This is a genomic window from Telluria beijingensis, assembly GCF_030770395.1.
In the GTDB taxonomy this organism is placed as follows: domain Bacteria; phylum Pseudomonadota; class Gammaproteobacteria; order Burkholderiales; family Burkholderiaceae_D; genus Telluria; species Telluria beijingensis.
In genome coordinates this window covers 4652603-4678823 of the sequence record NZ_CP132480.1, presented here as the reverse complement: position 1 = coordinate 4678823, position 26221 = coordinate 4652603, and the positions used below count along the sequence as shown (strand labels likewise).

The window sequence follows — 26221 nt, the reverse complement described above, 5'->3', positions numbered from 1 at the left end:
AACTACAGAGGCTGCGCCATGTCACGACTGTGGAAGTTCCTGACCGACAGCCGCGTGCTGGCCACGATCGGTCTTGCCGCGCTGGCGGCCATCCTGGTTATCGGCGCCGGCCTGCTCGGCATCGGCATCGTCTGGGCCGCGATCGGTGGCCTGGCGCTGCTGGCCTGCTGGGGCATCTGGTGGATGCTGCGGCGTGCCTGGCGCGCGCGCAAGGCGCGCAAGCTGGCCGGCGCGATCGCCGGCGGCGGGGCGGCCGACGACAACGGCAAGGACGACGTCGCGGTGCTGCGCAAGAACCTGCTGGAGGCGGTCGGCACCATCAAGAGCTCCAAGCTGGGCCTGATGCGCGGCGCGGCGGCGCTGTATGAGCTGCCGTGGTACATGATCATCGGGAATCCGGCGGCCGGCAAGAGCAGCGCCATCGCGCATTCCGGGCTGACCTTCCCGATCCCCGGCAACAAGGCCTTGCAGGGCGTGGGCGGCACCCGCAACTGTGACTGGTTCTTCACGACGGATGGCATCCTGCTCGACACCGCCGGCCGCTATTCGGTGCAGGACGCCGACCGCGACGAGTGGTTCGGCTTCCTCGACCTGCTGAAAAAATACCGCCAGCGCGCGCCGATCAACGGCATCCTGATCGCGGTCAGCGTGGCCGAGCTGGTGGCCGGGCCGGCCACCGCCTCGCACGAGCTGGCCAAGAACCTGCGCACGCGGGTCCAGGAACTGACCGAGCGGCTGGGCGTGCATGCGCCGGTCTACGTGGTCTTCACCAAGGCCGACCTGGTTGCCGGCTTCCTCGACTTCTTCCACGACAGCGAAGCGGCCGAGCGCGAGCGCATCTGGGGCGCGACCCTGCGCTACAACCGGCGCAGCGCGCCGCAGGACGTGCTGGCCTTCTTCGACGAGCACTTCGACGAGCTGGTCGACGGCCTCAAGGAAATGAGCCTGGCCGGCATGGGCGCCAACCGCAGCGCGGCGCTGCGTTCCGGCGTATTCACCTTTCCGCTGGAATTCGCCGCGATCCGCACGCCGCTGCGGGCCTTCCTGGCCACGCTGTTCGAGGAAAACACCTACCAGTTCAAGCCGGTATTCCGCGGCTTTTATTTCACCAGCGCGCTGCAGGAAGGCAGCGTGCAAGACCTGTCGAGCCGGCGCGTGGCCAGCCGCTTCGACCTGGCGCTGCAAGACAAGAAGGGCAGCGAGCCGGCTAGCGAGGCCGCTGCCACCCAGTCGGGGTACTTCTTGCTGGAGCTGTTCCGCAAGGTGATCTTCGCCGACCGCGACCTGGTCAAGCGCTACACGAATCCGGCGGCGGCGCGCTGGAAACTGGGCGCCTTCTTCGCCGCCACCATCGTGCTGGGGGGCGCGATGGGCGGCTGGTCGTGGTCGTACATGGGCAACCGCCAGCTGGTCGCCAATGTGCAGTCCGACCTCGACAAGGTGATGAAGCTGCAGGCCGGCCGCATCGACCTGCAATCGCGCCTGGAGGCGCTCGACATCCTGCAGGACCGCATCGAGCAGCTCGAGCGCCATGCCGAGGACAAGCCGTGGGCGCTGGGCTTCGGCCTGTACCAGGGCGACGTATTGGCGCGCAAGCTGCGCGACGAATACTTCGCCGGCGTGCGCGCGGTGATGGTCGAGCCGGTGGCCCAGGCGCTCGAGACGATGCTGGCGCAGGTGAACGAGAACGCGGCCGCCCTCGCGGCGGCGGGCGAAGCTGCTGCCCCGGCGCCGGCATCCACGTCCGCGCCCCGGCTCGGCCAGCCCTACCAGGATGCCTCGCCGACCGACGTCGGCGATGCCTACAACGCGCTCAAGACCTATCTGATGCTGGGCGCCAAGTCGTATGCCGAGCCGGGCCACCTGAACGACCAGCTCACCCGCTACTGGCGCGGCTGGCTGGAGGCGAACCGCGGCAGCATGCCGCGCGAGCAGATGATCCGCAGCGCCGAGCGCCTGATCACCTTCCACCTGGCCCATATCGACGATCCGGCCTGGCCGCAGATCGCCACCAAGCTGGGCCTGCTCGACACCACGCGCGAACACCTGCGCCGCGTGGTGCGCGGCACGCCGGCGCGCGAGCGCGTGTATGCCGACATCAAGACCCGCGCCGCTACCCGCTTCCCGGCGGTGACGGTGGCGCGCATCGTCGGCGAGCAGGATGCGGCGCTGGTGGCCGGCAGCCACGCCGTCAGTGGCGCCTTCACCCGCGCGGCTTGGGACAAGTTCGTGCTGGGCGCGATCCGCGACGCCTCCAATAAAGAACTGAACACGGTCGACTGGGTGCTCAAGACCACGGCGCGCGACGACCTGACGCTGGAAGGCAGCCCTGAACAGATCCAGAAGGCGCTGATCGACCTTTACAAGGCCGAGTATGCGCGCGAGTGGCTGAAGTTCGTGCAGGGCGTGGCCATCGCCGACCTGCGCGGTTTCGATGCCAGCGTGCAGGCCATGAACCGCCTGGGCGACCCGCAATCGTCGCCGATCGCCAGGCTGCTGCGCACCATTCACGAAGAGACAGCCTGGGACAATCCGGGCGGCCTGCGCCTGCCCGCCGGCAAGACCGAGCGCGGCGTGATGGAGTGGATCAAGCAGGTGATCCTGCGGCGCGCGCCGTCCGATGCGCGCACCCTGGCCGATACCGTCGACCCGGCCCAGCTGCTGGCCCAGCAACAACAGGGCGCGGGGCCGATCGGCCGCGAATTCGCCGGCGTGGCGCGCCTGGTCGGGGCAAAGGAGAAGGAAGCGTCCCTGATGAGCGGCTACATGGACGCGCTGTCGCGCCTGCGCACGCGCCTGAACGCGCTCAAGAACCAGGGCGATCCGGGGCCCGGCGCCAAGCAGTTCATGCAGCAGACGCTGGAAGGCAGCGGTTCCGAGCTGGCCGACGCGCTGCGCTACGTCGACGAGCAGATGCTGACCGGGATGAGCGACAGCCAGAAGCAGGCCTTGCGGCCGCTGCTGGTTCGTCCGCTGACCCAGACCTTCGCCATGATCGTGCTGCCGTCCGAGGCCGAAATCAACAAGACCTGGCAGGCCCAGGTCGTCGAGCCGTTCACGCGCACCCTGGCCACCAAGTACCCGTTCACCCAGGAGTCAAGCGTCGAGGCCACGCCGGGCGAGATCGGCCAGGTATTCGGCCCCGAGGGCGCGGTGGCCAAGTTCGTCAACACGGCCATGGGCCCGCTGGTGGTGCGTCGGGGCGACGTGCTGGCGGCGCGCACCTGGGCCGACATCGGCATCGCGCTGGCGCCGCAGGCGGTGGCGGCCTTCCCGGGCTGGGTGGCGCCGCTGTCGAACAATGGCGTGGCCGCCAGCGGCGCGGCCCAGACCGTGTTCCAGGTGCTGCCCCTGAGCGCGCCCGGCACGCTCGAATACACGCTCGAGATCGACGGCCAGCAGCTGCGCTACCGGAACACGCCCCCCAGCTGGAGCAATATGGTCCATCCGGGGCCGCAGGGCGTGTCCGGGGCCCGGGTCTCGGCGGTGACCTTCGACGGCCGCACGGTGGAGCTGTTCAACCAGCCCGGCCAGTTTGGCCTGCAGCGCCTGTTCGAGGCGGCCCAGCGCAAGCGCAAGGACGGCGGCGTGTTCGAGCTGCGCTGGAGCGCCCACAATGTGTCGGTGGCGGTCGACCTGAAGATCGTCAGCAGCCCGCAGTCGAATGGCGGCGGCGGGGGCCAGGCCCAGGGATTCCGGGGACTGCGGCTGCCGCCGGCCATCGTCGGCCGTCACGATCCAGCGCCGCCTGCGCTGGCCGGCGCGGGAGCGCAATGATGCGCGCCGACCGCATCGGCTATTTCGGCAAGGTGCCGGCGCGCGCCGACTTCGTCAAGCTGGCCCACGATCCGGCCGCGATCGGCATGCTCGACGCCTGGCTGGCGCAGGTGATGACGCTGCTGCCGTCGGATGCGCGCTGGCGCTTCCACTACGACGCCATGGCGCCGGTGAGCTTCGCCCTGGTCGGCCCGGCGCGCCACCACGCGGTGGCTGGCCACCTGCTGGCCAGCCATGACCAGTCGGGACGGCGCTTTCCCTTCCTCGCCACCCGCACCCTGGCGGTGGGCGACCCGGCGGCCTTCGTCGCCCGCTGTCCGCTGGCCTTCGCGCCGCTGTGGGTATTCCTGGAAGAGATCTGCCCCAAGGTGCTGGGCGACGACGATCCGGCGGCCTACCTGCAGGCGATCGCCGACAGCGCGATCGGGCTCGGGGACGAGGCGGCGCTGGCGCGCTGGATGGAGCACGGCACGATCGCTTCGCTCGACGCCTTGCTGGAGCGCTGCGGCGTTGCCCGCCTGGTGCTGGCGCTGGGCCTGCTGCTGCAGCCGGTGATGCACAGCCAGCCGGCCGAGCTGCACAAAAGCCTGGTGCTGCCGCTGCCGCGCAATGCCGCGGCGCGCTTTTCCGTCGCCGGCTTCTGGCTCGAACTGATCGTGCCTTTCCTGCGCCGCGCGCAATTCGACCTGGCGCTGTTCATCACGCGCCAGGAAGAACGGCCGGTGCTGGTGGTGGGCTTTTGCGCGGCGCTGGCCGAGACGCTGCGCGCCGTGATCGACCCGCTGGTCGGCGCCGAGCAGCAGGTGCGGCTGCTGGATACGGCCTGGATCGACGAGCAGCTGCAATTCGACGCCGATGTGCGCCAGCTCTCGAGCCACCTGGCCCAGTCCGACCTGCCGCTGTCGCTGGCGCGCGACCTGTTCATGAAGACCTTCATTGGAGCCTGACGTGAAAGCTCGCATCCTGATCCTGCTCTTCGGCGCCACCGCGGCCCTGCCGCCAGCGGCGCAAACCCCGGCTGCGGCCGCAGCCGATGCACCGGTCGTGGTCAGCGGCATGGTGGCCGACGAAGCCACCAAGGCCGCGCTGCTCGAGCGCCTGCGCACGCTGTACGGTGCGCCACGGGTGGTCGACCAGCTATCGGTCGGCAGCGTGTCGACGCCGGCCAACTGGAGCGCCTACGTGGGCAGCCTGATCGGCCCCAACCTGCGCCTGGTGAAGGGCGGCCAGCTGAAGGTCGAGGGCAACAACGTCAGCCTGCGCGGCGACGTCGCCAGCGAAGCCCAGCGCCAGCAGATCGCCGGCGCGATCGCGGCCAGCCTGAACCCGACCTATACGGTCAACAACGGCCTGCGCGTGACGGTGTCGCAGCAGGGCGTGCTGGACGCGGCGCTGGCCGACCGCATCATCGAATTCGAATCGGGCAAGGCGACCCTGACGCCGGCCGGCACCGAAGTCCTGGACGGGATGGCGGCGGCGCTGAAGCAGCTAAACGGCGTGAAGGTCGAGGTGATCGGCCACACCGACAACGCCGGCTCGCGCGCCGGCAACCTGTCGCTGAGCCAGGCGCGCGCCGAGGCGGTCAAGGCCTATGTGGTCAGCCAGGGCATCGCGGAAGAGTCGATCGCGGTGTCGGGCGAAGGCCCGGACCGGCCGGTGGCCGACAACCGCACGCCGGAAGGCAAGGCGCGCAATCGGCGGATCGAGTTCAAGGTGATCCAGTAATACTCGGTCAGCTGCGCCAGCACGTAGTCCCGCACCTTCGAAACGTCGTTTCCGCGGAGGCGGGAACCCAAGTCAGCGTGGGTGGCAGGAATGTGTTTAGCGCCACGCAAGCAAACTTGGGTCCCCGTCTTCGCGGGGAGTCGTTACTGCCAGTGGCAGTAACGACGGTGGCTAGGGCAGGGTGATGGTCACATGCGCCGCCTTCGGCGGCAGTTTCACCAGGTCGTTGTAGTGCGCCAGCGCGAACTCCGACTCATTGCCCAGCACCGTGCGAAAGCCCAGGTAGGCGCCCATGCCTGCGAGCGTGAACACCGCCGCCAGCACCCACAGCGACAAATCGCTGCGCAGCCGGTTGACCACCTGGTCCGGCCGCTCGGCGTGCGGCGCGAAGCCGCGCGTGCGGCCGCGCATGCGCGCGATCTCGTCGCCCAGGCGCGCCACCAGGTAGTCCAGCTTGTCCTTGCCGTCCAGCGCATAGCGGCCCTGGAAGCCCAGCAGCAGGCACATATGGAACACCTCGAGCGCCTCGACCTGCTGCGCACCCTTCGCGCGCAGGTCTTCGAGCCGATGAAAGAAATGCTCGCCGGCGAGCTGGTCGCCGAACACGCGCAGCTGCAGCGGCCGGGTTTCCCAGGCCTCGCGCACCTCGTACGACGAGCGCAGGATGATCTCGTCGACCGCCGAGCAGTAGGCGTACTTGGCGGCGGTCACGTCCTCGGCGGCGATGCCGAGCGCCTTGGCGCTGCGGTCGACGTCGGCCAGGAAGGCCGTCATATTGTCGGCGAAAGCACCCTTGTCCTGCGGGCCGCAGCCGTTCGTGAGCAGGAACAGGGCGTGGAAGCCTTCGTACATGATGTCCACCAGGCGCTGGCGGCGGCTGCCCGGTTCGCCCTTGTCGCCTTTTTGCGCGGCGCGGCGCTCGACGAAGGCGCTCATGCCGACACCGCGATCAGTTCGAGGCGCAGTTCGCGCAGGCCGTTCGGCACATACACCGAGATCGCCTGGGCCTTGAGCATCGCCTCGTACAGCGGGCCGCGGCCCTCGAGCACGAAATAATACGTGTCGGGCCGCACGGGAATGGCGCTCGGCACCTGCGGCGCATGCGCCAGCTTCACGCCGGGCAGCGCCGACAGCACGAACTTGTCGACGTCTTCCGGGGCGCCGACCTTGAACTGCAGCGGCACCGCCTCGACCAGGCGCAGCGCCGGCATGTCGGCCGCCACCGCCAGGTAGAGCGTCGTCTGGGCATTGATGCGGCCCGAATCGAGGGCGCCCAGGTAATACGACGGACGGTCCTTGTGCAGGGCGATGGTGAAGTAGCGGGATGAGATCACGGTATCGAGGAGGTCGCGGATGATGCCGTCCAGGCGCGCGAACTGCGGGCCGGGATCGGCGTGGACGTAGGAGGGCAGGTCTTCCAGCCGGTAGCTGCGCGAATAGGTCATCAGGCCGCCGGCCAGGGCCAGCAGGGCGCCGTACAGGCGCTCGGGGTGCAGCTCGCGGTGGTGCAGGAAGTGCGCCAGCGCCGCGTAGCCGGCACTGGCCGTGTGCAGCAGCCAGAACGCCGAGACGTCGCCGCCGCGGATCTCGACCACGTTGCGGCTCGGCTCGCGCAGGTCGCCGTACAGCGCGCCGACCTTGGCCAGCAGCTTTTCCATCAGCCGCGCCAGGCCGACGTGCAGGCCGGCGCCGGGACTGCCCACGGCGTCGATCGACAGGCTGGGCGGGATGAAGCCGGGATCGATCTCGAAGCCGCCGGTGGCCACGCGTCGCAGGCGCAGCAGCGGAAAGCTCTCGTAGGCTTCCAGCGGCTCGCTGTCGGGCACCAGGCGCAGCGCCTTGCGCAGATAGGTCACCGGGGCGTCGGCGGCCTGGGTGTACAGGTCCTGGGTCTCGCGTTCATGGCGGCCGAAGCGCACGTCGACCGCTTCCTGGCCCTCGAAGCCGGTGGCGCAGTTGTCGCCGTGGGTGCGCAGGGCCGGCAGTGCGGCGTGGTAGGTGACGCTCTGCAGCGCCGGCGGCAGGTCGCCCAGGCGCACCTGGGGCGGCAGCGGATCGTCGCCAGGTGCGCGCACCACTTCGCCATCGGGGAACAGCAGCGACAGCTCGTCGATGCGCAGCACGTCGCTGCGCAGCGCGTCGAGGTCGACCGCCAGCTTGCGCACGCCCCAGCAATACGGGTGCAGGGCGCAGGCGGTCTGGTTCAGGCGCGCTTCGTGGTAGCGGTCCTGCTGCTGGAAGTGCTGGGGGCGCAGGAACAATCCCTCGCCCCATAAGACCTTCGATGGCATCACAATCGCCTCCCTCGCTGTTCAGAAAGGACAAGCTTGCAGGAAAGTTGTAATCGGCTATTGACAGCGCACAGAGGCGAGTGCGGCGGCGGACGATCCGACGCTCATCGCGCAGGCGTGCAGGCCGATGTTCAGGCCGTCGCGTTCAGCGTCCAGGCTGCTGACCGCGGTGCGCCAGCGGCCGGCGGCCGGGGTGTGGAATAGCGCCACGATGCCCAGGTGGCCGGCCTCGCGCGCGACTTTTTCGGTCACCTCGTAGCGCTGGCCGGGCACCAGCATGATCTCGCGCACCTCGACCAGGTCGGCGCCCAGGCGCTCGCGTTCCAGTTGCGGATCGAGGAAGGCGGCATAGGGCGCGCCCTCGAAGGCATCCTTCTGGCGCAGCTTGTACAGCCGCACGGCAAGGGCCAGCGGCTGGCCGCCCGCGTCGACGTTCAGGCGCGTGGCGGCGTGCAGCTTGAGCGGCACATTGCGCGGCGGCTTTTGCGATTCGGGCAGTTCGGGCGGCTTGCGCAAGCCGGCCGCTTCCAGCGCGACGCTGGCCAGCGGCGCCAGCGCGGCGCCGCCGCAGCCGGCCAGCAGTGCCGCCAGCGCGCTCGCCGGGATCAGGTAATACATCCTCATCACTGTTCTCCTCACAATTGTTCTATCGCATCAGCGTTGGATTGAACCCCATCGGCGACGGGGCGCGCTGACACGGCGCAAACGCAAGCCACATCCAACGGTCTGTTGCTGAACTCGCTTTTCATTGACAGTGCACAACTGTTCGCCAAGCCCGATGCGAATAATGGGAGCTTGTCCACCCACTGGAGAGCCGAGCATGATCCGCAAACGCCTGTTACCCCTGCTGGTCGGGGTTGCCGCCCTGGCCGGGTGCGCCACCGACGGCACGGACGCGAACGCCAAGCGCGCCGCCGTGTCCGAGAATATCTATGCCGAAGCCGATGCCGCCCTCGCGGCCGGCCAGGGCGAGAAAGCCCTGGGACTGCTCAAGGCCGCCAGCGCCGCGCATCCGGTCGACAAGAAACCCTGGGTGCGCATGGCGCAAATCCGCTTCGACGCCACCCAGTACGGCGACGCCATCAGCAACGCGCAAGAGGCGCTGGCGCGCGATCCCGACGACACCCTGGCCTACAGCATCCTGGCCGTCAGCGGCCTGCGCGTGGCCAGCAAGGCGCTGGCCGACCTGACCCGCAAGAACAATCTGCAAGGGTCGGTGCGCAGCGAGGCGCAAGACCTGGCCAAGCTGCTGCGCACCAGCCTGGGCGAGGAAGTGCTGGTCACGAACCGTCCGGCCGCCAAGCCCGCGGCTTCGACCCGCCGCACGCCGACCCAGCCGGCCGTCGCCGCGCCGCAGCGCCCGGCGGCCGGCAATGCCAGTCCCTTCGACGTGCTGAAGTAATCCACCTATCCGGGAGCCGCCATGGCCAAGAGCGAAAGCGTACAAAAACGCTTGCAGAAGGTGCGCGCGCCGCGCGTGCAGATGACGTACGACGTCGAGATCGGCGACGCGATCGAAAACAAGGAGCTGCCCTTCGTGGTCGGCGTGGTCGGCGACTTCGGCGTCGATCCCGCGGCCGAGAAGAAGCGCCTCAAGGACCGCAAGTTCGTCAACGTCGATGCCGGCAACTTCGACGAGGTGCTCGGCGCGGTGGCGCCAGTGGCCACCTTCAAGGTCGACAACCACCTGTCGCCGGAAGGCGGCCAGTTCGGGGTGCAGCTGCAGTTTCGCGAGATGGACGATTTCCGGCCCGAGTCGGTGGTGCGCCAGGTGGCGCCGCTGGCCGGCCTGCTGGACGCGCGCACCAAGCTGGCCGACCTGCGCAACAAGCTGGCCGGCAACGACAAGCTCGAGGACATCCTGACCGAGGTGCTGGGCAATACCGAGAAACTCGACAGCCTGCGCAAGCACGGCAAGGAGGAGTGAGATGGCGGCGGTACTCGAATCCACCAAGCCCGCGGCGGCAGCGCCTGAACTCGACGCGTCGCTGCTCGACCAGATCGTCGAAGAGAGCCGCGTGGCCGCGTCGAGCAGCGAGCACGAACGCGCGCGCGACCTGATCTCGGAACTGGTCACGCAAGTGATGCAGGGAACGATGGTCGTCTCGTCCAACCTGTCGGCCACGATCGATGCGCGCCTGGCCGAACTGGACCGGATGATCTCGGACCAGCTGTCCTCCATCATGCACGCGCCCGAATTCCAGAAGCTCGAGCGCAGCTGGACCGGCCTGCAATACCTGGTCAAGAACAGCAGCACCAGCGCCAACCTGCAGATCCGCATGCTCAATGCCAGCAAGCGCGAACTGGTCAAGGACTTCCAGTCGGCCATGGAATTCGACCAGAGCACGATGTTCAACAAGATCTACGAAGAAGAATTCGGCACCTTCGGCGGCGCCCCCTACGGCACCCTGATCGGCGACTTCGAGATCTCGCGCCAGCCCGAGGACATCTATTTTCTCGAGCAGATGTCGCATGTAGCCGCCGCCAGCCACGCGCCCTTCATCACCTCCAGCAGCCCGGAACTGTTCGGGGTCGAGGGCTTCGGCGACCTGGGTAAACCACGCGACCTGGCCAAGGTGTTCGACACCGTCGAATACGCCAAGTGGAAAGCCTTCAGGGAATCGGAAGATTCGCGCTACGTCGGCCTGTGCCTGCCGCGCTTCCTGGGCCGCCTGCCTTACCATCCGGCCGACGGCATGACCACCGAGGGCTTCAACTATGTCGAGGATGTCGATGGCAGCGACCACTCCCGCTACCTGTGGTGCAACGCGGCCTATGCCTTCGGCGCCCGCCTGACGCGCGCCTTCGAGGACTATGGCTGGTGCGCGGCGATCCGCGGGGTCGAGGGCGGGGGCCTGGTCGAGAACCTGCCGACCCACACCTTTAAAACCGACGAAGGCGAGGTGGCGCTGAAATGCCCGACCGAGGTGGCGATCACCGACCGCCGCGAGAAGGAATTGTCGGACCTCGGCTTCATCTCGCTGGTGCACTGCAAGAACACCTCGTACGCAGCCTTCTTCGGCGCCCAGTCGGCCCAGAAGGCGCGCAAGTACAACAACGAGGCGGCCAATGCCAATGCGGTGCTGTCGTCGCAGCTGCAGTACATCTTCGCCGTCTCGCGCATCGCCCACTACATGAAGTCCATGATGCGCGACAAGATCGGCAGTTTCGCCGCGGCGTCCAATGTCGAGGACTACCTGAACCGCTGGCTGACCCAGTACGTGCTGCTCGACGATAACGCGAGCCAGGACCAGAAGGCGCAGTTCCCGCTGCGCGAGGCCAGCGTTCAGGTGTCCGAAGTGCCGGGCAGGCCGGGCGTGTACCGCGCGGTGTCCTTCCTGCGCCCGCACTTCCAGCTCGACGAGCTTTCCGTTTCGCTCCGTTTGGTCGCGGAGCTTCCGCAGTCGACCAAAAGCTAGACCTCATCTTTAACCTACTTGGAGTAGAACATGGCAATTGACGTGTACTTGCAGATCGACGGGATCAAGGGCGAATCGATGGACGACAAGCACAAGGACTGGATCGAGTGCACCTCGGTCTCGTGGGGCGTGACCCAGCCCCGCTCGGCCACCGCGTCCACCGGCGGCGGCCACACGGCCGAGCGCTGCGAGCACCAGGAGATCGCGCTGACCAAGCTGGCCGACCTATCGTCGCCGATCCTGCTGCAGACCTGCTCGGCCGGCAAGACGATCCCCAAGGCCAAGCTGGAATTCATGCGCGCCGACGGCCAGGGCGAGCGCATCAAGTACTTCGAGATCGAGCTCGAGAACGTGCTGATCGGCGGCATCAGCCCCAGCGTGGCCGAAGGCAGCATCATCCAGGAGCAGGTCGGCCTGAAATTCTCGAAGATCAAGTGGAAGTACACCCAGCAGAAGGTGACCGGCGGCGCCGGCGGCAATACCTCGGGCGGCTGGGACCTGGCGGCCAACAAGGTCGCCTGAACGGCATCCGCCGTCATCCTCGCGCGGCGGCACGCATTTCGCAATGCCTGCCGCCGCGCCTCGAACATCTGGCCTTCCCGGGAGGCTCCATGAAAGGCTTCACACCGGGCCTGCTCGACCGCCTGATGGTCGAGCCGGGGGCGGCGGGCAGCGCGCTGGGCGTCGAGGGGCTCAAGGACAGCGTGGCGCGCGACCTCGAAGCCCTGCTCAATACCCGCATCGCGCTCGATGTCGCGCACCTGGACGCCTACCCGCAGGCGCGGGCCTCGATCCTGCACTACGGCCTGATCGACTTCGCCGGTTTTTGCCTGACCAGCAGCCTCGATCGCGCCGCCGTCTGCGCCAGCATCGAGGATGCGATCGCCACCCACGAACCGCGCCTGCAGGATGCGCGCGCCGTGCTCGAGCCGCAAGCGGGCGACGTCAACCGGCTGCATTTCGCGATCCATGCGCGATTGAATGTCGACGGCCTGCTCGAGCCAGTCAATTTCAATGCGGTGCTGCAGCCGTCGTCGCTGCACTACGAAATCAACCGGACCGCCCGGCCCGCGCGCGGCTGAGACGGCCCTTCCCCGACAGGAGACACGATGGACATCAACCTCAAGACGCTCATCTCGAAGCTGAACGACACCACCCGCGCCGCCGCCACCCGCGCCGCCGGCATCTGCGTGGGGCTGGGCCAGTACGAGGTCGACGTCGAGCACCTGTTCCTGGGCCTGATCGAGCAGCCGGGCAGCGACCTGGCGGCGATCGCGCGCCAGTGCGACATCAGCCTGACCGGCCTGGAAGCCGACCTGCGGCGCGAAGTGGCCCGCTTCGCCACCGGCAGCGCGCGCACGCCGGTGTTTTCGCGCCACCTGCCGCTGCTGTTCGAGCATGCTTGGCTGATCGCCTCCCTGGGTTCTGGTCAGCCGAACCGGATCCGCAGCAGCCACTTGCTGCTGGCGCTGCTCACCGAGCCGTCGCTGGCCCAGCTGGCGCAACGCGCGTCGCCGCTGTTCGCGCGCTTCCCGCTCGATCGCCTGAAGCACGACCTGGAAAGGTTGACGCGCGGCTCGAGCGAAGCACCGGACGAGACCCCGGAAGTGCCGGCCGGTGGGCCGGATGCTGCTTCCGAGCTGACCCACGCTGCCAGCCGCGCCACGCCAGCCCTCGACCAGTACACCACCTGCCTGACCCAGCGCGCGCGCGACGGCAAGGTCGATCCGGTCATCGGGCGCGATATGGAAATCCGGCAGGCGATCGATATCCTGATGCGGCGCCGCCAGAACAACCCGATCCTGACCGGCGAAGCCGGCGTCGGCAAGACCGCCGTGGTCGAGGGGCTGGCGCTGCGCATCGCCCAGGGCGACGTGCCCGATGTGTTGAAAGGCGTCGAGATCCACACGCTCGACATGGGCCTGCTGCAGGCCGGGGCGTCGGTCAAGGGCGAGTTCGAGAACCGCCTCAAGAACGTCATCGACGAAGTCAAGAAAAGCCCCCACGCGATCATCCTGTTCATCGACGAAGCCCACACCATGATCGGCGCCGGCGGCGCGGCCGGCCAGAACGACGCCGCCAACCTGCTGAAACCCGCGCTGGCGCGTGGCGAGTTGCGCACCATCGCCGCCACCACCTGGGGCGAGTACAAGAAATACTTCGAGAAGGATGCCGCGCTGGCGCGGCGCTTCCAAGTGATCAAGGTCGAGGAGCCGGATGAAGACACGGCATCCAGCATGCTGCGGGCGATGGCGCCCTTGATGGAAAAGCATTTCGGCGTGCGCGTCTACGACGACGCGATCACCGAGGCGGTGCGCCTGTCGCACCGCTACATCAGCGGCCGCCAGTTGCCGGACAAGGCGATCAGCGTGCTCGATACCGCCTGCGCCAAGGTGGCGCTGGGGCAGAGCGCCACGCCGGCGCTGCTGGAAGACTGTATCCGCCACATCGAACGGCTGGATGCCCGCATCAGCGCATTGAACCGCGACGCCAGCGCCGGCATGCAGCACGCTGAGGTATTGGCCGCCCTGAACCTGCAGCGCGGCAGCGCCGCGGCCGAGCAGGAGATGCTGCAGCGGCGCTGGGACGAAGAGCAGGCGCTGGCTGGCCAGATCGGCAAGCTGCGCGGCGAGCTGGAAGCATCCGGCACGAATGACGACGGCAGCGGCGCCAGGGACTTGCGCGCGCTGAACGACAAGTTGCGCGGCCTGCAGGGCGAAGCGCCGCTGGTGCCGGTGCAGGTCGACGGCCATACGGTGGCCGAGATCGTCGCTGCCTGGACCGGCATCCCGCTGGGCCGCATGGTCAAGGACGAGATCCGCACTGTTGTCGGTCTCCAATCGATGCTGGACGAGCGCATCCTCGGCCAGCGCCATGCCAGCGGGGTGGTGGCCCAGCGCGTGCGCACCGCGCGCGCCAATCTCGACGACCCGAACAAGCCGAAGGGCGTGTTCCTGTTCGTCGGCACCTCGGGCGTCGGCAAGACCGAGACCGCGCTGGCGCTGGCCGATATCCTGTATGGCGGCGAGCGCAAGCTCATCACCATCAATATGAGCGAGTACCAGGAAGCGCATAGCGTCTCCGGCCTGAAAGGCTCGCCGCCGGGCTATGTCGGCTATGGCGAGGGCGGGGTGCTAACCGAAGCGGTGCGGCGCAACCCGTATAGCGTGGTGCTGCTCGACGAGGCCGAAAAAGCCCATCCGGACGTGCTCGAGATGTTCTTCCAGGTGTTCGACAAGGGCGTGATGGACGATGCCGAGGGCCGCCAGATCGACTTTCGCAACACGATCATCATCCTGACCTCGAACGTCGGATCGAGCCAGTTGATGGGGGCTTGCCTGAACAAGCCGGCGAACGAAATGCCCACGCCCGAGCAGCTGTCCGAACTGCTGCGGCCGGTGCTCATGAAGCACTTCAAGCCGGCCTTCCTGGGCCGGCTGGCGGTGGTGCCGTTCTATCCGATCGGCGACGAGGTGCTGGCCAATATCATCCGCCTCAAGCTGGCGCGCATCGGCGCGCGCGTGCTGGACAACCACAAGGCCAGTTTCGAGTACGACGACGCGCTGGTGGAGGCGGTGTTGAAGCGCTGTACCGAGATCGATTCCGGCGCTCGCAACGTCGACAACGTCCTGAACGGCACCTTGCTGCCGGAAATCGCGGACAGCGTGCTGGCGCGGATGGCCGAGGGCGGCGGCATCGCGCGGGTGAAGGTCGGCGCCACCAGGGCCGGCAAGTTCAAGTACCTGATCGAGCCGGTGCAGGGCTGAGGAGGCGGCATGCTGGATATCGAAACGTTGCTGGCGCCGATCGCGCCGGAGAATCCGTGCGGCGCCGACCTGGCTTTCTCGGCCGAGGTCGACGAGATCGTCCGCGCGCGGCTGGCCGACGATCCGTCGCTGGAGCAGGGAGCCTGGGTCACGGCGCTCAAGGAAGCCGACTGGAAGCTGGTCGGCAAGCGCTGCACGGGCCTGCTCGAAACCCGCAGCAAGGATTTGCAGCTGGCCGTGTGGCTGGCCGAAGCCAATGCCAAGACCGGCGGCATGCGCGGGCTGGCCGACGGTGTGGGACTGGTGGCCGCGCTGTGCGAACGCTACTGGGATGGCCTGCATCCGCGGGCCGACGAGGATGGCTTCGAGCGCCGCATCGGTAATCTGTCGTGGCTGGCGAGCCGGATCGCGCCGCTGGTCAAGGCCGTCCCCCTTGCCGAGGGTGGCGCGGTGACCCTGCAGGCGCGCGACATCGCGCGCGCCAAGGGGCCGGAAGCGGTGGCGGAACTGGAGGCGGCGCGTGCGCGCGCCAGTCCCGCCTTCGTGCAGACCCTGCGCGACGATACCGAAGCCTGCCTGGCCACGCTCGAGGGGCTGGAGCGGGTGGTCGACGACAGGCTGGGCGCCGACGGTCCTGGCTACAGCCTGGGACGCGCGGCCCTGCGCGATGTGCTCGACCTGGTCGCGCCGGCGGCCACGCCGGGTACCGTCCAGGCGCTGGCGGATTCTGTCGTAGCGACCGGCGCCGGCACGGTACGGGCGAAGGCGCCGCAGATCGACGGCCCGCTCCAGCACCGCGACCAGGCCCTGGCCCAGCTGCGCCAGGTGGCCGAATTCTTCCGCCGCACCGAACCGCACAGCCCCGTGGCCTACCTGGCGGAGAAGGCGGCGCGCTGGGGCGAGCAGCCGCTGCACGCCTGGCTGCGTTCGGTGATCAAGGATGACGCCGCGCTGGCGCGGCTGGAGGATTTACTGGGGATCGAGCCACCGGCGCCGTGACGCCGGAGGCGCGATGGCGCCGCTCAGCCGGCGTTGTCGGTCTTGGCGGTGTTGGTGGTGTTGGGAGTCACGATCGCGCTGGCGCGCTCGAACTGGGCTTCGACGGTCTGCACCGCCTGGCGCGTGGCCTGGGTGACCTGCTCGTAGCCCTTGAAGGCGTTCTCGATCGCCGCCTTGATGATCTCGACCGCATTCTCGGAGCCCGGCTTGACGTTCTGGGTGACGTCGTAGATCAGGGCCGACAGCGTGTTCTTGGCCTCGGCCACGTGGGCGTCCGCAGCGCCGCGGAATTCATCGTGCATCTCGTCGATGATGGATTTGAGCTGCGTGGTGTATTCGGCGGCCGTGGTGACGCCGGCGGCCGGCTGCATGCGCGCGGCCAGGGTGTCGAAGGCGGCTTTCGGATTGCCGGCCTGGGCCATGTCACGCCCCGCGGCCAGGGTGGTGTCGACCGAATTTTTTGCGGCGTTCATGTTCAGCGCCACGACTTGCTCGACGCCCTTGACGGTTTTGCCGGCCAGGGCGTTGAAAGTCTGCATCTGGAGGTCGAACAGGGTCTTGGTGGCGTTCGCGAACTGTTCCGGGCTGGTAAACATGGTGTCTCCTCAGTGGATGCTCTGTTATTTGAATGAAGTGTGGCGGCCGTGTTTGTCAAAAGGCCGCGTCTTCCACTTTCATTATTTAACAACAATGAGTTTTTCGCAACGCATGTCCCGATAGGGACCGTTTGTTTTTTCCCAGCCTTCGCCGAGCGGGGTCTGGGAGCAGGCCAGTTCGCCGGTGAGCTTGCTGCGATACTGGTAATACGGCGCCGGCGCGGCCAGGGCCGAGGAGAGGATGAGCACGAGTGCGGCCGCGAGGGCTGCCGGTCGGAGAATCTGCATGCTGGCTATGCTCGGGCGTTCTCGGCCGCAAGTCAAGCGGTGCTTGAGCTTCCCATGGTGGGAAGGTGTATGCTTGGGCTCTGAAACAACAGGAGGACGCCATGCAGCATGCACCCGGGATGAATATCGGCGACGCCGCGCGCGCGTCCGGCGTGACGGCCAAGATGATCCGTCATTACGAGTCGATTGGCCTGGTGAAGGAACCGCGCCGCACCGAGGCCGGCTATCGCGTGTACTGCGAGCAGGATGTGCGGGTGCTGCAATTCATCCATCGCGGGCGGGCGTTGGGGTTTTCGCTGGAGCAGATCGGGGATTTACTGGCGCTGTGGGAGGATAAACATCGGGCCAGCGCCGATGTGCGGGCGTTGGCGCAAGCGCATATTACGGAACTCAACCGCAAGATCGCGGAAATGGAGGCGATGAAGCAAACCCTGGAGAGCCTGGCGACGTCCTGCCATGGCGATGCGCGGTCGGATTGCCCGATCCTGGATGACCTGGCGGCGCAATAAAGCGGGGGAGAAACGCAAAACGCCGTAACCCTTTTGTAAAGGCTACGGCGTTTTGCGGGACTTGCGTCCGAAAACCAGGTAGATTTTGGTGCCCACGGAGGGACTCGAACCCCCACACCTCGCGGCACATGGACCTGAACCATGCGCGTCTACCAATTCCGCCACGTGGGCACTGATGCTGCTTGACTACGATACTGCTTTACAACCAGGTAGATTTTGGTGCCCACGGAGGGACTCGAACCCCCACATTCGGATGTCCACCAAACCCGGGCCACCTCAGAGTAGAATTGTTGAACAATTTCCCAAATTCGCCCAATGAATAATGAGGGTCGGAGTAGAATTATTGGCCAATTGCTCAGCGGATAATTAGGGTCGGTGTCGATTTAAAGGCTCATCTGTAATAGTTGTCAAACAATTCGACTCCGACCCCTATTTAAATTTGGGTGGTTTTAGCGCTAACAGAAAGGGCGGTCGATTCCAGGCGTTATTTGGTTTCCCAGACGCTGGACGAAGGGCGCTGACACGGCGAAAAACAATGAGGGTCAGAGTAGAATTACTGAGCAATTCCTCAAAGTTGTCAAAGAATTCGACTCCGACCCTAATTATTTTGCAAAAGTTTTAAGGCAAGCTGAGGCTCGCTTGTATAGGGTAAATAGGTGTCTAGAAATCTTTCTCGATAATTCTACACTGACCCTATTGGCGGATTAGTATTCGCGGCGGTCGGGTTTGATTTCTTGGAGGATGGTCGTGGCGATTTCTTCGATGGATTTTGTCGTCGAGGAAAGCCAGCGGATGCCTTCGCGGCGCATCAGGTGCTCGGCTTCGTTGACTTCGTAGCGGCAGTTTTCGAGGGAGGCGTATTTGCTGCCGGCGCGGCGCTCGTTTCGGATCTGCGACAGGCGCTCGGGGGTGATCGTCAGGCCGAACAGTTTTGCCTTGAACGGGGGCAGCGAGCTCGGGAGCTTGCCGCGTTCGAAGTCGTCGGGGATCAATGGGTAGTTCGCGGCTTTCAGGCCGTATTGCATCGCCAGGTACAGGCTCGTCGGCGTTTTTCCGGAGCGTGAGACGCCCACCAGGATCACGTCGGCCTCGGCCAGGTTCTTGTGCGATTGGCCGTCGTCGTGCGCCAGCGAGAAGTTGATGGCTTCGATGCGGTTCTTGTATTCCTCGGTGTCCACCGCATTGTGGATGCGCCCGATCGTGTGCGTCGACTTGACGTCCAGTTCCTGTTCGAGCGGCGCCACGAAAGTCTGGAACAGGTCCATGTGCATGCCGTTCGCGGCCCGGATCACGCTCGACAGGTCGTGCTTGACCAGGGTCGAGAACACGATCGGCCGCTGGCCGTGCAGCGCGAAACTCTCGTTGATGCGGCGTGCGGCGTCGTGCGCCTTCTCGATCGAATCCACGAACGGCAGCCGGATCTGCCGGAAGCGCAGGTCGAACTGGCTCAGCACGGCGTGGCCGAAGGTCTCCGCCGTGATGCCGGTGCCGTCCGACACGAAGAACACGGTGCGCGAGGCGGTGGCGGGAGGGGGCAGGGTATCGTCGGTCATGATGGCTGGATCGGGATGCTTTGCTGACAAAGATGCATGAAAAGTGCGCTGCACATCACCCTGTCGCAGGGTAGAATGCTCGGCAACGGGTTTTGCATTGTGCTGCACGCGGGCCAGAATAACAAGAACACGTCATGTACGCCCCCGCTTGTGCGCCCATGCGCCAACAGGTTTCCATCATCAAGTAAGGGTGTTTTACCATGACTAACCTAGCTACTCCAGCATTGAAGCCAGACGAGGCCACGCGTACCTACGTGGCCTCGTTCGAGGACTTGCGCATGACCGACGTCGAGTCGGTCGGCGGCAAGAACGCCTCGCTCGGCGAGATGATCAGCCAGCTGGCCACCGCCGGCGTGCGCGTGCCGACCGGCTTCGCCACCACTGCCGACGCTTTCCGCGACTTCCTCGACCACGGCGTCGACGGCGGCCCATCGCTGGGCCAGCGCATCGCGACCCGCCTCGAGCACCTGGACGTCGACGACGTGCGCTCGCTGGCCGCCGCCGGCCTCGAAATCCGCGGCTGGATCGTCGAGACCCCGTTCCAGCCGCGCCTGGAGCAGGACATCCGTTCGTTCTACGAGCGCCTGGTCGCCGGCTCGGAAACCGAAGTCTCGTTCGCCGTGCGCTCCTCGGCCACCGCCGAAGACCTGCCGGATGCGTCCTTTGCCGGCCAGCAGGAATCGTTCCTGAACGTGGTCGGCATCGACAACGTGCTCGAGGCGATGAAGCACGTCTTCGCCTCGCTCTACAACGACCGCGCGATCTCGTACCGCGTGCACAAGGGCTTCACCCACGCCGAGGTCGCGCTGTCGGCCGGCGTGCAGCGTATGGTGCGCTCGGATACCGGCGCCTCGGGCGTGATGTTCACCATCGATACCGAATCGGGCTTCAAGGACGTGGTGTTCATCACCTCGAGCTACGGCCTGGGCGAAACCGTGGTGCAGGGCGCCGTGAATCCGGACGAGTTCTACGTCCACAAGCCGATGCTCGCGCAAGGCAAGTCGGCCGTCATCCGCCGCAATATCGGCTCCAAGCTGATCAAGATGGAATTCACCAGCGAGGCCAAGGCCGGCCGCTCGGTCAAGACCGTCGACGTGCCGATCGAGCTGCGCAACCGCTATTCGCTGGTCGAGGAAGAAGTCATCGAGCTCGCCAGGTACGCGATGATCATCGAGAACCACTACGGCCGTCCGATGGACATCGAGTGGGGCAAGGATGGCCGCGACGGCAAGCTGTACATCCTGCAGGCGCGTCCTGAGACCGTGAAATCGCAGCAAAAAGCCACCGATGCCCAGCAGCGCTTCCACCTGAAAGGCACCGGCACCGTGCTGACCCACGGCCGCGCGATCGGCCAGAAGATCGGCGCCGGCCCGGTGCGCGTCATCACCGACCCGAGCGAGATGGAGCGCGTGCAGCCGGGCGACGTGCTGGTCGCCGACATGACCGACCCGAACTGGGAACCGGTCATGAAGCGCGCCTCGGCGATCGTCACCAACCGCGGCGGTCGCACCTGCCACGCGGCGATCATCGCCCGTGAACTGGGCGTGCCGGCGGTGGTCGGCTGCGGCGACGCGACCGACGTGCTGAAGGACGGCACCCTGGTCACGGTCTCGTGCGCCGAAGGCGACGAAGGCATGATCTACGACGGCCTGCTCGAAACCGAGGTCACCGAGGTCTCGCGCGGCGAACTGCCGCCGATCAAGACCAAGATCATGCTTAACGTCGGCAACCCGCAACTGGCCTTCGACTTCCAGTCGGTGCCCAATAACGGCGTCGGCCTGGCGCGCCTCGAGTTCATCATCAACAACAATATCGGCGTGCACCCGAAGGCTATCCTCGAGTACCCAAACATCGACGCCGACCTGAAAAAGGCGGTGGAATCGGTAGCCCGCGGCCACGCCTCGCCCCGCGCCTTCTACGTCGACAAGCTGGTCGAAGGCGTGGCCACCATCGCCGCCGCCTTCTGGCCCAAGCCGGTCATCGTGCGCCTGTCCGACTTCAAGTCGAACGAGTACAAGAAGCTGATCGGCGGTTCGCGCTACGAGCCGGACGAAGAGAACCCGATGCTGGGCTTCCGCGGCGCGGCGCGATACCTGGCCGACGACTTCGCCGAGTCGTTCGCGATGGAGTGCGCGGCCATGAAGCGCGTGCGCAACGACATGGGCCTGACCAACGTCGAGCTGATGGTGCCGTTCGTGCGCACCCTGGGCCAGGCCGAGAAGGTGGTCGAGCTGCTGGCCAAGAATGGCCTGAAGCGTGGCGAAAACGGCCTGCGCCTGATCATGATGTGCGAAGTGCCGTCCAACGCCATCCTGGCCGAGCAGTTCCTGCAGCACTTCGACGGCTTCTCGATCGGCTCCAACGACCTGACCCAGCTGACCCTGGGCCTGGACCGCGACTCCGGCATGGAGCTGCTGGCCAAGGACTTTGATGAGCGCGACCCAGCCGTCAAGGCGCTGCTGTCGCTGGCGATCAAGGCTTGCCGCGCGCAGGGCAAGTACATCGGCATCTGCGGCCAGGGGCCGTCGGACAATCCGGACTTCGCCCAGTGGCTGGTGGACGAGGGCATCGAGTCGATGTCGCTCAACCCGGACTCGGTGATCGAGACCTGGCAAAAGCTGGCCCAATCCTGATCCGAGGCGCCGCCTTGCCCCAAGCGGTGCGGGCGGTGCTACACTGGCGGGGATGACCCGATTTCCGAGCCCTCGACCACGACCGCCGCAGTTACTAGCGCGGTCCGACAAACCCTCCTTACCCATCCCGGGTAGCGAGGGTTTTTTTATTCAATAACGACAAAGGAGACCCTGCCATGTCCGACTGGACGTACTGGCTCATTGGGGCCGGCATCCTGATCGTGGCCGAGCTGTTCATCGGCACGTTCTACCTCTTGATGATTGCGATCGGCCTGCTGTTCGGAGCGCTCGCCGCCTGGCTCGGCGCCAGTGGCCCGCTGCAGACGCTGGTGGCGGCAAGTGTCGGCATCGCCGCCACCCTGGTCCTGCGCCGCACCCGCTACGCCAGGCCGGGTCGCGGCCAGGCCGCGAACGATCCCAGCATCAACCTCGACATCGGCCAGCGCGTCACGGTGCCGCAGTGGCAGGACCGGCGCGCGCGCGTGATGTACCGCGGCGCCCTGTGGGACGTCGAGCTGCGCGCCGGGACCGAACCGCAGCCGGGCGACTTCGAGATCGTCGAGGTGCAGGGCAACCGCCTGATCGTGGCCCGACGCTGACGGCGCACGCAACGCAACAACAACTCATTATAAAAAGGGATGCACATGGAACTGTCTTTCAGCGTGGTCGCGATCGTGATCTTCGCCATCGCCCTGGTCTTCGTGTTCAAGACCATCAACGTGGTGCCGCAGCAGAACGCCTGGGTCGTCGAGCGCCTCGGCAAGTACCACGCCACCCTGGCCCCCGGCCTGAACATCGTGGTGCCCTTCGTCGACCGCGTCGCCTATAAGCACAGCCTGAAGGAGATCCCGCTCGACGTCCCGCCGCAGGTCTGCATCACGCGCGACAACACGCAATTGCAGGTGGACGGCATCCTGTACTTCCAGGTGACCGACGCCATGCGCGCGTCCTACGGCTCGTCCAACTATATCCAGGCCATCACCCAGCTGGCCCAGACCACCCTGCGCTCGGTGATCGGCCGCATGGAACTGGACAAGACGTTCGAGGAGCGCGACCACATCAACACCCACATCGTCAACGCGATCGACGAATCGGCCGCCAACTGGGGCGTCAAGGTGCTGCGCTACGAGATCAAGGACCTGACCCCGCCGGCCGAGATCCTGCACGCGATGCAGGCGCAGATCACGGCCGAGCGCGAGAAGCGGGCCCTGATCGCGGCCTCCGAGGGGCGGCGCCAGGAGCAGATCAATATCGCCAGCGGCGAACGCGAGGCCGCCATCGCGCGCTCGGAAGGCGAGAAGCAGGCCGAGATCAACCGCGCCCAGGGCGAGGCGGCCGCCATCGTGGCCCTGGCCGACGCCAGCGCAGCGGCCCTGCGTCAGGTCGGCGATGCGATTGCCTCGCCGGGCGGCATGGATGCCGTCAACCTGCGCGTGGCCGAGCACTACGTGGACGCCTTCGCCAACCTGGCCAAGACCAACAATACCCTGATCGTGCCGGCCAACCTGGGCGATATGAGCACCGTCATCGCCAGCGCCCTGCAGATCGTGAAGGCGCAGAAGTGAAGCGCGTCGTCATCGTCACCGGCGGCTCGGACGGCATTGGCGCCGAGATCGCGCGCCAGCTCGCGGCCCGCGACGGCGCCGCCATCGCGCTGGTCCTCGCCGCGCGCAACCAGGGGCCGCTCGAGCTGGTCGCCGGCCAGTGCCGGGCGCTGGGCGCCGAGACGCTCACGGTGGCCTTCGATGCCGGCCGCCATGACGATTGCCGGCGCCTGGTGGCGCAGGCAGTCGAACGCTTCGGCCGCATCGACGTGCTGGTCAATAATGCCGGCCGCTCGGCGCACGCGCTATTCGAGGAGGTCGACGACCTGGCCTGGTATGAAGAGCTGATGCGGGTGAACGTGTGGGGCAGCGTGTGGTGCACCCGGGCCGCGCTGCCGCAGCTGAAAGCCAGCCGCGGCGCCATCGTCGCCGTGTCCTCGCTGGCCGGCCTGGTCGGCGTGCCGGGCCGCACCGCCTATTGCGCCACCAAGTTCGCGATGAGCGGCTTTTTCGAGGCGCTGCGGGCCGAGATGAAAGACCATGGCGTCAGCGTCACCACCGCCTATCCGGGCGTGGTAGCCACCCGCATCCGCTACCGCGGCTTCAACGCCAGGGGCGAAGAAGCCGGCGCCAGCGCGCTGAAGGAAGAAAGGGCGATGCCAGTGGAGGAATGCGCGCGCCTGATCGTGCGCGCCATGGAGCGGCGCGAACGGGAAGTCGTGATGACCACGCAGGGCCGGCTAGGGCGCTGGCTCAAGCTGATTGCGCCCGGCGTGGTGGAGAAGATGGCGCTGGCCGCCGTGAAAGACGACCTGCGCCCGCAATGAGCGGCTGGTCTAGAACCCCAGCGTCGCCGACACCACCACGCTGCGCGGCGCCGCCAGCACCAGGTAGCTCGACCCCGGATAACCGCCGGCCGACGCCCAGTAATTCTTGTCGGTGACGTTGTCCACGCGCGCGCGCAGGGTCAGGTCGCGCTCCATGAAGCGGGTGTGGTAGGTGGCGCCCAGGTCCAGGCGGGTCCACGACGGCAGCTCGCGGGTATTGGCGCCATCGGCATACTGTTTCGAGGTGTAGACGGTGCGCGCATTGAGCGCCAGGCCGTCCACGCCCGGCACGTCCCAGTCGGCGCCCATGTTCAGCTGCGTCCCCGGCACGCCGATCGCGTCCTTGCCCTGGTTGATGCCGCCGGCGGTGATGCGTTGCTCGGCGTCGATCAGGGTCAGGCCGCCCAGCAGGCGCAGGCCGCGCACCGGATTGCCGAACACCGACAGCTCGAGGCCGCGGTTGCGCTGCTCGCCATAGATGCCGAACACGCGATCCTGCACGTAGGCGCTCGGCTGGCTGGTGGTGAACACGGCCGCGGTCAAGCCATAGCGGCCGCTGTCGTACTTGACGCCGGCCTCGCGCTGGCGCGCGACGTAGGGCGCGAAGATCTCGCCCTGGTTGATGATGTCGTCGCCCGAGGCGGTGGCGCCGCGCTGCAGGCCTTCGCTGTAGTTGGCGTATACCGACAGGTCGTTGCGCGGCTTGTAGACGATGGCGGCGAACGGCGTGTTCTTGCTCTGCTCGTAGCCGGCGTTCTCGAGGCCCGTGTTGTAGTCGTAGCCGAAGTCCTTGATGCGCTGGTGGCGCAGGCCGACGTTGACCAGCACCATGTCGTCCATGAACGACATGGTGTCGGCGATCGCCAGGCCCGACAGGATCGTCTTCGAGGTCACCAGCGGATTGCGCATGTCGCCGCCGGTGAAGAAGGTCGATGGCGGCGCCGCCACGTCGCGCGGACGGTACAGGTTCGAGCCGAAGCCGGCGAAATCGGCCATGCCGTAGGCATTGCGCGACTTGGAATGGAAGCTAGATGCCGAGGCGCTCAGCACGTGCTTGACGAAGCCGGTGCGCAGCGAGCCGCGCACGCCCACCTCGCCGGTGCGCACCTGGTCCTTGCGGATATTGTCGAAGCGGTCCATGGTGGCGTCGCCGGCGACGTTGTTGACCGTGATGCCCGACAGGATGTTGAATTCCTGGCCGCTGCGCGCGCCGGCCGCGGCCCAGGCCACCGCGTCGCGGCCCAGGTCGACCTCGGCGCGCACGGTGCCGAAGGTGTGGCGCTCGTTCGAGACGGTCCAGGGCTGGGCGAAGTTGCGGTCGGCCTCGGGCGCCGCGACCAGTGGCACGCCGGCCGCCAGGTTGACGCTGGGGCGGGCATTGGTGAGTTGATGGTCTTGCGCGCCGATGTCGGCCGACAGGCGGTAGCCGCGGCCGCGGTAGTCGACGCCGATCGAATACACGGACAGTTCGCGCTCTTCGCGGTCGACCGCCGTGTCGCCGTTGCGGTGGGCGACGTTGACGCGGATGCCGGCGCGGCCCTGCTCGCCGAAGCGGCGGCCCAGGTCGATGGCGCCATAGCCCTGGCCGCCGGTCTCGACGCCGAGCGTGACTTCGCTCAGTTCCTGGTTCGGGGCGCGCTTGGGCAGGATGTTGATCGAGCCGCCGATGCTGCCGCCGGCCGGCGCCGCGCCGTTGATGAAGCTGTGCGCGCCGCGCAGCACCTCGACCCGTTCCATCAGCTCGGTCGCGATGAACTGGCGCGGCAGCAGGCCATACAGGCCGTTGTAGGCCGTGTCGTCGGAGCCGACGGCGAAGCCGCGGATCATGTACAGCTCCTGGTAGTTGCCGAAGCCGCGCGCCACCCGCACCGATGGATCGTTCTGCACTACGTCGGCCACGCTGCGCGCCTGCTGGTCCTGGATCAGCGCATGGGTGTAGTTGGTGCTGTTGAACGGGGTGTCCATGATGTCGACGTTGCCCAGCAGGCCGAGACGTCCGCCGCGCGCCACCTGGCCGCCGGCATAGGCGGCCGGCAAGCCCTGGGCCGAGGCGTCGGCCGAGGCGGTGATGACGACGGTCGCGACGGCCGGATCGCTGTCCTGCACGTTGCCCTGCGCGCTGTTCGCCTGTTGCGCGAATGCGGTGCCGGATACGAGGAGGGCGGCGGCCAGCGCGGCCGGTGTCGGGGTGAAGCGGCGGGGTTTCATGGCGTGCTCTTTTTATGCGTTAAAAGTAACGCGCATTCTATGCCGGATGCTTGATTATGTAAATGAGAACGATTATTATTCATGG

22 protein-coding genes and 1 tRNA gene are annotated in these 26221 nt (G+C 66.9%); 15 read left to right on the top strand and 8 right to left on the bottom strand.

The features are described 5' to 3' along the window. Window positions 1-18: 18 nt before the first annotated feature. The 3 genes from tssM to Q9246_RS20565 are packed head-to-tail and all read left to right on the top strand — an operon-like array spanning window position 19 to window position 5502. The gene (gene tssM / locus Q9246_RS20575) at window positions 19-3777 is read left to right on the top strand and encodes a type VI secretion system membrane subunit TssM (protein ID WP_306392624.1); all 3759 of its coding nucleotides are present in this window, start codon (window positions 19-21) and stop codon (window positions 3775-3777) included. Then, window positions 3774-4724 carry a type VI secretion system-associated protein TagF gene (gene tagF, locus Q9246_RS20570; RefSeq protein ID WP_306392622.1) on the top strand — a complete coding sequence of 317 codons (951 nt, stop codon included), beginning with the start codon at window positions 3774-3776 and terminating at the stop codon, window positions 4722-4724. The genes tssM and tagF overlap by 4 nt, the downstream gene beginning before the upstream one ends. A 1-nt stretch (window position 4725) precedes the next feature. Next, window positions 4726-5502 carry an OmpA family protein gene (locus Q9246_RS20565; protein ID WP_422802336.1) on the top strand — a complete coding sequence of 259 codons (777 nt, stop codon included), beginning with the start codon at window positions 4726-4728 and terminating at the stop codon, window positions 5500-5502. A gap of 171 nt (window positions 5503-5673) precedes the next feature. Here Q9246_RS20565 and icmH read toward each other — a convergent pair whose 3' ends face one another. From icmH to tssJ, 3 genes are read right to left on the bottom strand one after another with little or no spacing between them, the layout of a single operon-like run. After that, window positions 5674-6438 (bottom strand): type IVB secretion system protein IcmH/DotU, encoded by a 765-nt coding sequence (icmH, locus tag Q9246_RS20560; protein ID WP_306392620.1) that lies wholly within the window; start codon window positions 6436-6438, stop codon window positions 5674-5676. Further along, window positions 6435-7793 carry a type VI secretion system baseplate subunit TssK gene (gene tssK, locus Q9246_RS20555; RefSeq protein ID WP_306392619.1) on the bottom strand — a complete coding sequence of 453 codons (1359 nt, stop codon included), beginning with the start codon at window positions 7791-7793 and terminating at the stop codon, window positions 6435-6437. The genes icmH and tssK overlap by 4 nt, the downstream gene beginning before the upstream one ends. A 57-nt stretch (window positions 7794-7850) precedes the next feature. Next, window positions 7851-8417, bottom strand: a complete 567-nt coding sequence (gene tssJ, locus Q9246_RS20550) for a type VI secretion system lipoprotein TssJ (protein WP_306392618.1) — start codon at window positions 8415-8417, stop codon at window positions 7851-7853. 196 nt (window positions 8418-8613) lie between these two features. Between tssJ and Q9246_RS20545 the strand changes: the two genes are divergently transcribed. From Q9246_RS20545 to tssA, 7 genes are all read left to right on the top strand, one after another. Beyond that, entirely contained in the window at window positions 8614-9195 is a 582-nt protein-coding gene (locus Q9246_RS20545; protein WP_306392617.1) for a hypothetical protein, read from the top strand. A 21-nt stretch (window positions 9196-9216) separates the two neighbouring features. Continuing rightward, window positions 9217-9720, top strand: coding sequence for a type VI secretion system contractile sheath small subunit (gene tssB, locus Q9246_RS20540; RefSeq protein WP_306392616.1), 504 nt, complete (start codon window positions 9217-9219; stop codon window positions 9718-9720). Between the two features lies 1 nt (window position 9721). Next, on the top strand, window positions 9722-11212 hold the full coding sequence (tssC, locus tag Q9246_RS20535) for a type VI secretion system contractile sheath large subunit (protein WP_306392615.1): 1491 nt from the start codon (window positions 9722-9724) through the stop codon (window positions 11210-11212). A gap of 30 nt (window positions 11213-11242) precedes the next feature. After that, window positions 11243-11734, top strand: a complete 492-nt coding sequence (locus tag Q9246_RS20530) for an Hcp family type VI secretion system effector (protein WP_306392613.1) — start codon at window positions 11243-11245, stop codon at window positions 11732-11734. An 89-nt stretch (window positions 11735-11823) separates the two neighbouring features. Continuing rightward, window positions 11824-12294: a type VI secretion system baseplate subunit TssE gene (gene tssE / locus Q9246_RS20525; RefSeq protein WP_306392611.1), complete on the top strand. Its 471-nt coding sequence runs from the start codon at window positions 11824-11826 to the stop codon at window positions 12292-12294. A 27-nt stretch (window positions 12295-12321) separates the two neighbouring features. Then, a complete protein-coding gene (gene tssH, locus Q9246_RS20520; protein ID WP_306392609.1) occupies window positions 12322-14979 on the top strand; it encodes a type VI secretion system ATPase TssH in 2658 nt (885 codons plus the stop codon). Between the two features lie 9 nt (window positions 14980-14988). Further along, window positions 14989-15978, top strand: a complete 990-nt coding sequence (gene tssA / locus Q9246_RS20515) for a type VI secretion system protein TssA (protein ID WP_306392607.1) — start codon at window positions 14989-14991, stop codon at window positions 15976-15978. A 23-nt stretch (window positions 15979-16001) separates the two neighbouring features. On the opposite strand, the gene phaP is transcribed toward tssA, so the two are convergent. Beyond that, window positions 16002-16574, bottom strand: a complete 573-nt coding sequence (gene phaP / locus Q9246_RS20510; RefSeq protein WP_306392605.1) for a TIGR01841 family phasin — start codon at window positions 16572-16574, stop codon at window positions 16002-16004. Between the two features lie 81 nt (window positions 16575-16655). Continuing rightward, on the bottom strand, window positions 16656-16862 hold the full coding sequence (locus Q9246_RS20505; protein ID WP_306392604.1) for a hypothetical protein: 207 nt from the start codon (window positions 16860-16862) through the stop codon (window positions 16656-16658). A 101-nt stretch (window positions 16863-16963) separates the two neighbouring features. Here Q9246_RS20505 and cueR point away from each other — a divergent pair, with 101 nt between their 5' ends. Further along, window positions 16964-17371, top strand: a complete 408-nt coding sequence (gene cueR, locus Q9246_RS20500; RefSeq protein ID WP_306392603.1) for a Cu(I)-responsive transcriptional regulator — start codon at window positions 16964-16966, stop codon at window positions 17369-17371. An 86-nt stretch (window positions 17372-17457) separates the two neighbouring features. On the opposite strand, the gene Q9246_RS20495 is transcribed toward cueR, so the two are convergent. Both Q9246_RS20495 and ppsR read right to left on the bottom strand, forming a co-directional pair. Next, window positions 17458-17542, bottom strand: a tRNA-Leu gene (locus Q9246_RS20495). 533 nt (window positions 17543-18075) lie between these two features. Beyond that, window positions 18076-18924, bottom strand: a complete 849-nt coding sequence (gene ppsR, locus Q9246_RS20490; RefSeq protein WP_306392601.1) for a posphoenolpyruvate synthetase regulatory kinase/phosphorylase PpsR — start codon at window positions 18922-18924, stop codon at window positions 18076-18078. 278 nt (window positions 18925-19202) lie between these two features. Between ppsR and ppsA the strand changes: the two genes are divergently transcribed. The 4 genes from ppsA to Q9246_RS20470 all read left to right on the top strand — a co-directional run bounded on the left by ppsA (window position 19203) and on the right by Q9246_RS20470 (window position 23928). Beyond that, window positions 19203-21557, top strand: coding sequence for a phosphoenolpyruvate synthase (gene ppsA, locus Q9246_RS20485; RefSeq protein WP_422802396.1), 2355 nt, complete (start codon window positions 19203-19205; stop codon window positions 21555-21557). Between the two features lie 176 nt (window positions 21558-21733). After that, window positions 21734-22156, top strand: a complete 423-nt coding sequence (locus Q9246_RS20480) for an NfeD family protein (protein ID WP_306392597.1) — start codon at window positions 21734-21736, stop codon at window positions 22154-22156. A gap of 45 nt (window positions 22157-22201) precedes the next feature. Next, window positions 22202-23122 (top strand): SPFH domain-containing protein, encoded by a 921-nt coding sequence (locus Q9246_RS20475; protein WP_306392596.1) that lies wholly within the window; start codon window positions 22202-22204, stop codon window positions 23120-23122. Next, window positions 23119-23928: an SDR family oxidoreductase gene (locus Q9246_RS20470; RefSeq protein WP_306392594.1), complete on the top strand. Its 810-nt coding sequence runs from the start codon at window positions 23119-23121 to the stop codon at window positions 23926-23928. The genes Q9246_RS20475 and Q9246_RS20470 overlap by 4 nt, the downstream gene beginning before the upstream one ends. A gap of 9 nt (window positions 23929-23937) precedes the next feature. Here Q9246_RS20470 and Q9246_RS20465 read toward each other — a convergent pair whose 3' ends face one another. Next, window positions 23938-26136, bottom strand: a complete 2199-nt coding sequence (locus tag Q9246_RS20465; RefSeq protein ID WP_306392593.1) for a TonB-dependent receptor — start codon at window positions 26134-26136, stop codon at window positions 23938-23940. Window positions 26137-26221: the final 85 nt, after the last annotated feature.